The organism is Alcanivorax sp. HI0044 (assembly GCF_001634945.1).
This window is the reverse complement of the sequence record NZ_LWEZ01001703.1, coordinates 1-8,646: the sequence shown is the minus strand read 5'-3', so window position 1 is coordinate 8,646 and position 8,646 is coordinate 1. Positions and strand designations below refer to the sequence as shown.

Sequence of the window (8,646 nt, the reverse complement as noted above, 5' to 3'; positions counted from 1 at the left end):
CCTGCTTGCCCCCGCAGCGCCCCTTCAGGCCCACCCCGGCGGCCTCGATCAACAAGGCGGACACACCGACCGACGCAGCGGCGACTACCATTGCCACCGCGAACCCTGCTTCACCCTGCACCGCCAACAGCAACAGGCCGAGCAGGATGCCGACGACGCACAACGCGCGTTCAGCACACTCTATGACCGGGACCGTTGGCCCCACTGGATTGATGCAGACCAGGATTGTCAGGACACCCGGGCTGAAGTCTTGATTGCCACCAGCCAGATAGCCGTGACCTTCACCGGCCCGGATCACTGCACCGTGGCCAGCGGCCGCTGGTACGACCCCTACACCCACCAGACCTTCACCCAGGCCGGCGATCTGGATATGGATCATTTTGTCCCCCTGCGCCATGCCCACGGCCACGGCGGCGACCAGTGGGACGAACGGTTGCGCCGACAATTTGCCAACGATCCGGACAACCTGATCCCGGTATCCGCCAGCGCCAACCGCAGCAAAGGCGCCCGCAGCCCGGACCAGTGGCTTCCCGACAACCGTCGCTACTGGTGCGAATACGGCCAGCAATGGGAACGGATCAAGCAACGCTACCAATTGATGGTCACGCTCCAGGAAGCTGACGCCCTGAAACAGCTGTTAAGCCATTGCCCGCTGGCGGCACATCCCTGACAGACTGTTGCAAACCCATAACGACAAAACCCCGACCACAGGGCCGGGGTTTTGCTTATCGCCGCTACCGCCCAAAGGCGGTGCGCTCACTGCATGACAGGCTTACTGCTGGGCAGCATCCTTCATGTCTTCGGCAGAGTCTTTGGCGTTGTCATAGGCGTTATCCATATCTTCGCCCATTTCTTCCATCGGCCCTTGGCTATCCGGGGTGATGTTTTCTACCGCTTTGTCTACCTTCTCGCCAGCGTCCTCAACCGGACCATCGTTGGCATCACAGGCTGCCAGCAGGGCAGAAGAGGCGAAAATGGCGGCCAATGCCGCTTTACCGAAAGTACGCATAGAATCACTCCTTGAATTAACTGATTCGGACAGTGAGCACTCTAAGCATGTTCTTGGCACTTGACCAAGTGGATTCGCACATTTAGCAGCCATTTTACGAAGAGTTACAGATGGATGCGCACCCACAGGCATAACGTTTTTTCCTTTATCAACGTCCCCAGCCGGGTAAAATGCTCCCATAACAAGGAGAACAAATGAAAAAACTGGGCAGACAGGCAGGCCATAACATGGGAAGGAACGTGGGCGGCCTGGCGCAGCTGGTGACCCGTTTTGGCAATGAGATCACCCAGGTCGTGCAGGATATTCACGGCGCTGTAGCCAACCCCTTCAGCCTGCGCGGCCACGATTACACCCCCGCCCCCATGGTTTACAACCTGGTCCGCTACGGCTTTCGCCAGGCCGGCAACCTGGCCGGCATGGCCGACCTGCTTGCCGATCCGCAACGGGAACTGCGCGACAGCCTGGACCTGCAAAGCATCATCAACGGTATTTTCGGGCAGCTACTGGTCGAACAGAACAATCGCTATGCCCTGCCCATGACACTGCTCCCCAAAGCCCCGCCGGCGCCGGAGGCCGACACCCTGGTCATCTTCCTGCACGGGCTGTGCATGAATGAAGCCTGCTGGAATAGCCCCGCGACTGATGCCTTCTGCCAATGGGCACGCCAGCATCACAACGCGGATATTCGCTACCTGCGCTATAACACCGGCCTGCATATTTCCGACAATGGCCGCAAACTGGCCGGGCTGCTGGCCCACACGGCGCTGCCTGAGCGAGTGATCCTGATCGGCCACTCCATGGGCGGCCTGGTGGCGCGCAGTGCCCTGCATCAAGGACGCGAGCGGGAAGACAGCTGGGTCAACCGGGTCAGCCATCTGGCCTGTCTCGGTTCTCCCCATCAAGGCGCCCTGCTGGAACGGTTCGGCAACGAAGCCAACCGCCTGCTGGGCCGCACACCCTACTCCCGCCCCCTGATGCGCCTGGCCAACCTGCGCTCAGACGGCATCCGGGACCTGCGCTTTGGCTACGTGCTGGAAGACCAGTGGCGGGATCGCCCGCTGGACGACCCGCGCCCCACCAGCAAGGTGCCGCTGGATTCGCAGGTACAGCAGTTGTTTATCGCCGGCAGCGTCAGCGAGCCCGGCCACGCCCAGCCCCGAGGCGACTGGTTGGTGACCGTCGACAGCGCCCTGGCGAACCAGCTCTACCCACAAGCGGATCACCTTACCCGGGAACAGTTTTACCAGATGGGCCACATGACCATGATTGAGGAGACCCGCACCTACGCACGAGTACAGCGGTGGCTGGACGAATCAGCCGCCACGTGAAAGCACGGTAAGACCAGCCCAAAAAACGCAGTGCAGGCTTGTTATATTTTCCTGCTCTGCGCTTTCAGCGAGCCCGTCCAGGTCAGCCAGCGACCAGGACGGCGACAGCCAGCGCAAACAACGCCCGTGGAAGGATGATGATGGCATTGCGGATAGCGCGCTCACGCCAGAGCACCCTGCAGACCAGAACAACCTACAGAGAGTGCAACCAGAACTGCATGGCCTTGCGGCTGGGGGCACTGTCGCCCACATCAGTCCAGTCGAAATGGGCCACAAGCTGGTTCTGCGGGAAGTAGTCCCGCGCGCGCCAGAACCTGTCCAGCGGCTGGTAATCCGCAGGGCGAGCAGGGTGTGCCTCCTCCCGCGTCACTGCACAGAAGGCGGTATGCCGAAACCCGAAATCCGCCGCGTATTGCTCGCGCAGATCAAAAAAGCGGTGCCCCACGCCTTCGCCCCGATAGGGCTTGAGCAGCACCGACTCTCCGAAATAGAACACCGAATCCAGCTCGGCACCCAATTGCCGGAACGGCACCTGGAACTCTTCATCCGCCTCACGTAGCGGTAGCGCCGTCGCCGCACCAACCAGCCGGTTGTATTCCAGCGCCAGCACAAACACGCTACGGTCAGACTGGGCATAGCGGTCCAGGTAACGGCGCTCGTAATCCAGATCCCCGTCGTAGAGATAGGGGTAATCCCGAAACACCGCAATACGCAATTGCGCCAGTGCATCCAGCCAGGGCTCGACGGCAATACCAGTAACCGGGCGAATTTCCACTGTGGACATGAGCGCTCCTGAATACCTGCGAACAAGGAATCACATGAATACCACGTCCAAGAGACAGCTACGAGCCTCTAGCTTCTAGGCTCGTAGCTCGTAGCTAAAACCTCACCCCGGCCAGGCAAGAATCAGCCCGGTGCACCAAAGCACTATAAACACCGCCTGGCGGAAACGCTCTTCATTCACCCGGTGATGCAACCACTCTCCCAACAGGATGGCCGCGATAACCACAGGTACCAGCAAACCGATACGCGGGGCTGCCGGCAGCAAAGTGCCGTCGATCAGGAACACCACGGTGAGCAGGCTGTTCAGCGACAGCCAGACCAGAATCAGGGTGGCACGGAAGGCTTTCTTTTCCAGTGACAGGCCACTCAGGGCATACACCAGCAGCGGCCCACCGGAGGCAAACAAGCCATGGGTGATCCCTGCCACGAACATCCAGCAACGGGACCACCAGGCACCATGAGGTGCCATCTCGATCCCCTTCCACATACGCCACAACTCACGGCTGCTGAACCACACCACCAGCAGCCCGAAACCATTTTTCAGTAACTGATCGCCCATCCACGGGCGCAACCCGTAGCCGGTCAGCGTGCCCAGTACCATCAACGGCAAAATCAGCCGCCATAAGGTAGGCCAGTGAATATGCTGGCGATGACGCCAGCTCAGGGTGGCGCTCATGACGATATTCAACGGCACCAGCACCGGCAGGATTTCCGGGATCGGCAGGAACAACGCCCCCAGGGAAAGCGCAATCACGATACTGCCAAAACCGGTCATGGCCTCGGTGGTAAACGCAAAAAAAATAAACAGCGCCAGCAACAGCCAGGGCAGAGTCATCAGGTCCGTCACGGGGGATCCTACTGGTTCAGTTCGCTGGCAAATTTACGCTGCATCATGCGCTGATAAAGGTCCGGCAACAGCCGCCAGAGCAAGCTGGCAAACCAGGTAAAGCGATCCGGGAACAAACGTTTCTTTTTCTTTGCGTAGGCCTCGAACACCAATTCAGCCATCCATTCCGGGCTGCGCATATCGCCCACCATGGAGCGTTTATGGCTGGCCGGACGGCCATCATGCCCCAGGGCATTGGTTTCAATCGGGGTATCCAGAAAACTGGGGTAGGCCATCAGAATATGGACGCCATCACGGGCCACTTCGCCGCGCAATACTTCAAAAAACTGGCTCAAGGCACTTTTCGCACTGCAGTAACCGGCGCGCCCAAGCACCGGCATCCAACCCGCCATGGAACCGATATTGATAATGCCGCCACGGCTTTTTTTCAGCAGCGGCAAAAAACCCATCGCCAGCTCTACCGGTGCCTGCCAGTCCACCGCCATGACTTTACGGAAAACCGCCATGCGGGTTTTCTCCGCCAGCGAGCGGTGCGTAATGCCCGCGTTATTGACCAATATATCCAGTGCGAACTCGTTGTCCTGCACCCAATTCACCAACCCCTGCACGGCATCGCTATCGGTTACGTCCAGCTCCCGAAACGTGACCCGGGCAGGATCCTCAGCGGCCAGCGTATCGGCTCGCGATGCCAGCAAAGCAGCATTCATGTCCACCAGGATCACCCGGTGCCCCAGCGCAAACGCCTGTCGAGACAAGGCCCACCCCAGCCCGGACGCTGCTCCGGTAATCAATACGGTTTTCATAACTGCCCCCGCTGCCGGGCGGCAGCCATGAAGAAACGAAATACCTGCTCGGAGGTTTTGCGGGGAATATAGCCGAACTCTTCTTTCAACCGGCGATTACTGAGCACCGGCCGGTAGCGCAGAAAATTCACCTGCGCCGGCACATATTGGGTCAGCCGCAATCGATTCCCGATCCACAACCCACTGCGAATCAACCAGGCCGGCACATGAATCACCGACTTGCCCAGCAAATCGCCGAGCTCATCAATGGACAAGGCGCCGTCACCCGCCAGGTTGAAACAACCGCTACGATCCTGATTCACGCCCTGTTCGATAATACCCACCACATCCTGGTCCCAGATAAAGACAAAGGGAGACGGTGAACCGGCCACCGCCAGCAGACGGTTGCCCTCGAACAGGCGGGTAATCAGATTGCGCGTTTCCGCGCCCAGCACGGTGCCGGGACGCAGCACCAGCTGCTTCAGGGCGGGAAACTTTTCCCGATAATCCGCCAGCAATTCTTCCACCTGACGCTTGTGATCCGAATAGGGGAATTCCGGATTACCGCGCAAGGGATCCTGCTCATCCAGCCAGGCGGGGTTGTCAGCATAGTAGCCGTAGGCCGCCCCGGAGCTGGTCACCACCAGTTGCTCAACGCCGCTGGCCACACAGGCATCCAGCACATTGCGCGTACCATTTACATCAATATCAAAGTCCCGCTCGCGGTCACCGGAGTCTTCCAGCACTGCGGCCAGATGCACCACCTGGTGGATACCGTGCTCTTTCATCAACGTGCCGATTTTTGGATCACGAATATCCATTTGGTAGAACGGAAAATCCGCGCTTTCGTCCTCACGGATATCCACTCCGACCACATAGTGATGTTGCTGTAATTGCCGGGCCAGCTGGCTACCAAGGTAGCCAGCGGCGCCAGTGATCAGGATCCTTCGCGGCATACATCCTCCTGCGCCGGGCTGCGCGACCACCACCAGGCCAGCAGCAGCCCACTGATCAGATGCCAGACACCCCAGAACGCCGCGATCAAAATCATTTCGCTGGCGTCAGGGAAAAAGGTAAACAGGATGGCCAGCCCGAGGCCGGAATTCTGTATCCCCACCTCCATGGTAATGGCCCGCCGGTCTCCCCGGGGTAGCCCGGTAATCGCCCCGGCCAGGGCACCAATCCCCAACGCCAGAAAATTCTGCAGCACCACCAGCCCGACAATACGGTTCGCCGTGGCCAGAAACACATCCATGTTATTGCCGAACGCCACACCCACGAACAGCAACAACACCAGCAAGGTAATATAGCGCATGGGCTTCTGGGCTTTTTCTGCAAACACGGGAAACGCCTTGCCCATCAACATGCCCACCAACAGCGGCAGGCCCAGCACCAACGCCACCAGAATCAGGATGTTCATGCTGTCCATCTGGATATCGGTGAGGATGGGTCGGGTAATCGGGTTCAACCAGCCATACAGGGAAAAGTTGAACGGCGTCATGACAATCGCCACCAGGCTTGAGACCGCCGTCATACTCACCGAAACCGCCACATTGGCCCGCCCCAGCCAGGTCATGATGTTGGAAAACGAGCCGCCGGGGCAGGACGCCACCAGGATCATGCCCAACGCCAGTTCCGGATCCACATTGAAGTACCAGGTGGTCAGGCAGGTGGCGGCAGGCAACAGCACGAACTGGGCAAGCAGCCCGACGATGGGTGCATCCGGGCGCTTGAGCACGCGTCGGAAATCATCGCCGGTGAGTGACAGGGAAACACCGAACATCATGAACGCCAGGATGACATTCAGGATCAGTAAGTTTTCACTTCCAAAGTGAACCTCCATCTCATGCCTCCTTTTTCAGGGCTGAGATGTGGCCGTTCACGGCCTTGCGGTAACAATCCTTGTTGACGTAGTACGCCATGCGCGCCAATTTCAGATAGGCGTAACCGCCATCCAGATTTTTTTCCGCCTCCTTGCGTACGGTTTCTTCCAGGGCTGCGGCGGCGGCACTCTTCTGCTCACGGGCACGAAGGTACAGGGCGACCATTTCTGCCTGCTCGTTACGCCCCTCCCAGCCCAGACCGGCGGCTTCCACCATCCCCATCATGAACAGGTTACGGTGTTCGGGATGAAACACATTGAGATAAAGCTGCGGTGCATCGCTGTTTTTCCAGTTGAGCTCGGCAGGATCGATAAAGGGATAATCCAGCTTGTAACCGGTGCCCATAAGAATCAGGTCATAATCCCGCGATTGTCCATTGACGAAGGTAACGGTATTTCCTGAAACGGCGGAGATATCTCCCCGCGGCGTGATATCCCCGTGGCCTATATGGTGCAGCACCAGTGAGTTAACCACCGGGTGGGATTCATACAATCTGTAATCCGGGTCCGGCAACCCGTAGTCACTGGGCTTGCCGATGATCATGCGGATCAGTCGGTCATCTACCCTTTGTTTGAGCGCACGGGGCAACTTGATTTTGCCACCAATGGAATCGGTGGCCTTACCGCCAATAAACTTGGGCAGGAAGTAATAACCCCGGCGTACGGACATATCCACGCTGGCGGCCCGGTGCACCGCATCCACGGCGATATCACAGGCCGAATTTCCACAGCCCACCACCAGCACCCGTTTGCCATCGAAACAGGAGGGATGCCGGTATTCACTGGAGTGCATCAATTCGCCATCAAAACGGCCCGGCAGGTTGGGCAGATTCGGCGTATGCAAGGTGCCGTTGGCAATCAGCACACCGGTAAAGCGGCGGCATTGCTCTTCCCCTTTCGCCTCGGTGGTTACCAGCCACTCATCACCATCGCGCAGCACCTGAACCACCCGGGTGGAAAATTCATAGTGCTCATACAGGCCGAAATGGGCGGCATACTGCTGGAAATAACGCTTCATCTCGCGATGGTGGGGGTAAGTGGCCACATCATCGGCCATGGGAAACTCTTTGAACTCGGTCATCGTCTTGGACGAGATCAGATGCGCCGATTCATACATGGTGCTGTGCGGGTTATCGATATCCCACAAGCCTCCCACATCGGTATTCAGGTCAAAACCGACAAAAGGAATACCGTATTTCTTCAGGTTCCTGGCCGTGGCCAGGCCCATGGGGCCGGCCCCTATCACTGCGTACATAGCTGTCCCGTTTTTATTGTGTCTTTTATTCGGTTACCGGTGCCCGACAAGCGAAGCGGAGCACAGAGTTTGGTATGCTTGCCACTCTAGGGCGGACAAACAATAGACACACGGCTATTTCAGGACGTTGTCACGGTTAATTCGGGACCTCACTCACACCCATGACGCATACTCCCACCGTTACGGTGCGCTTTACCCAGGCAATCAGCCAGGCTGCAGAACAGCTGGGCTTCGCGCTGCCTGCGTCACTGAAAAACGCCTTTGCCGAGCAAGAGCGGGTGAGCCTGGAATTACAGGGAGAAATCTGGGAAACCTTCTGCCAACAGGCCGACGACCCACTCATCGGCATCCAGTTCGGGCTGGCCATTCAGGTCGGGCATCTGGATACCGTGGGCATGGTGCTGATGAGCTGCGACACCGTGGCCGAAGCGCTGGATTCGCTGATGGACTACTACCCCATTGTTGGCGAAGGTGGAACCTTCGAATATGCCGTGGCAGGTGATGTGTGCGAAATCCGCTACCTGCCCCAATACACCACTCGGCTGGCAGAACGGGTGGAAGCCGCGCTGGCCTCCCTGTTGCAACTGACACGCTGGTCCACCGGCGAGCAACTTCAAGCCAGCGGCATCAGTTTCTCCCATCCGGCTCTGGCCGACCCGGATCGCTATCAACAACTGCTGGGTGTCCCCGTTGAATTCGAAGCTGCCCACAATAGCTTGCGCATTTCAGCCGCCGCCCTGTCGCTGCCACTCATCTACGC

Annotated in this window: 10 protein-coding genes; 3 read left to right on the top strand and 7 right to left on the bottom strand. The window is 58.6% G+C overall.

The annotated features are described in order from the left end of the window. Nucleotide 1 precedes the first annotated feature (1 nt). Nucleotides 2–670 carry a YHYH domain-containing protein gene (locus tag A3730_RS25625; RefSeq protein WP_063539263.1) on the top strand — a complete coding sequence of 223 codons (669 nt, stop codon included), beginning with the start codon at nucleotides 2–4 and terminating at the stop codon, nucleotides 668–670. A gap of 102 nt (nucleotides 671–772) precedes the next feature. Here the strand turns inward: A3730_RS25625 and A3730_RS25620 are convergent, their stop codons facing one another. Then, nucleotides 773–1,009, bottom strand: a complete 237-nt coding sequence (locus A3730_RS25620) for a hypothetical protein (protein WP_063520878.1) — start codon at nucleotides 1,007–1,009, stop codon at nucleotides 773–775. A 194-nt stretch (nucleotides 1,010–1,203) separates the two neighbouring features. Between A3730_RS25620 and A3730_RS25615 the strand changes: the two genes are divergently transcribed. Next, the gene (locus A3730_RS25615) at nucleotides 1,204–2,337 is read left to right on the top strand and encodes an alpha/beta fold hydrolase (protein ID WP_063539262.1); all 1,134 of its coding nucleotides are present in this window, start codon (nucleotides 1,204–1,206) and stop codon (nucleotides 2,335–2,337) included. A 193-nt stretch (nucleotides 2,338–2,530) separates the two neighbouring features. Here the strand turns inward: A3730_RS25615 and A3730_RS25610 are convergent, their stop codons facing one another. The 6 genes from A3730_RS25610 to A3730_RS25585 all read right to left on the bottom strand — a co-directional run bounded on the left by A3730_RS25610 (nucleotide 2,531) and on the right by A3730_RS25585 (nucleotide 7,886). Then, entirely contained in the window at nucleotides 2,531–3,121 is a 591-nt protein-coding gene (locus A3730_RS25610; RefSeq protein WP_082872537.1) for a GNAT family N-acetyltransferase, read from the bottom strand. Between the two features lie 102 nt (nucleotides 3,122–3,223). Continuing rightward, the gene (locus A3730_RS25605; RefSeq protein WP_082872536.1) at nucleotides 3,224–3,967 is read right to left on the bottom strand and encodes a sulfite exporter TauE/SafE family protein; all 744 of its coding nucleotides are present in this window, start codon (nucleotides 3,965–3,967) and stop codon (nucleotides 3,224–3,226) included. Nucleotides 3,968–3,975: 8 nt separating this feature from the next. Further along, the gene (locus tag A3730_RS25600; RefSeq protein ID WP_063518549.1) at nucleotides 3,976–4,770 is read right to left on the bottom strand and encodes an SDR family oxidoreductase; all 795 of its coding nucleotides are present in this window, start codon (nucleotides 4,768–4,770) and stop codon (nucleotides 3,976–3,978) included. Beyond that, on the bottom strand, nucleotides 4,767–5,705 hold the full coding sequence (locus tag A3730_RS25595; RefSeq protein ID WP_063518550.1) for an SDR family oxidoreductase: 939 nt from the start codon (nucleotides 5,703–5,705) through the stop codon (nucleotides 4,767–4,769). The genes A3730_RS25600 and A3730_RS25595 overlap by 4 nt, the downstream gene beginning before the upstream one ends. Next, nucleotides 5,687–6,592 carry a bile acid:sodium symporter family protein gene (locus A3730_RS25590; RefSeq protein ID WP_063539261.1) on the bottom strand — a complete coding sequence of 302 codons (906 nt, stop codon included), beginning with the start codon at nucleotides 6,590–6,592 and terminating at the stop codon, nucleotides 5,687–5,689. The genes A3730_RS25595 and A3730_RS25590 overlap by 19 nt, the downstream gene beginning before the upstream one ends. A gap of 1 nt (nucleotide 6,593) precedes the next feature. Continuing rightward, entirely contained in the window at nucleotides 6,594–7,886 is a 1,293-nt protein-coding gene (locus A3730_RS25585; RefSeq protein WP_063520948.1) for an NAD(P)/FAD-dependent oxidoreductase, read from the bottom strand. A gap of 161 nt (nucleotides 7,887–8,047) precedes the next feature. Between A3730_RS25585 and A3730_RS25580 the strand changes: the two genes are divergently transcribed. After that, a partial coding sequence (locus tag A3730_RS25580) for an AraC family transcriptional regulator (protein ID WP_197477640.1) occupies nucleotides 8,048–8,646 on the top strand: 599 nt, incomplete at its 3' end.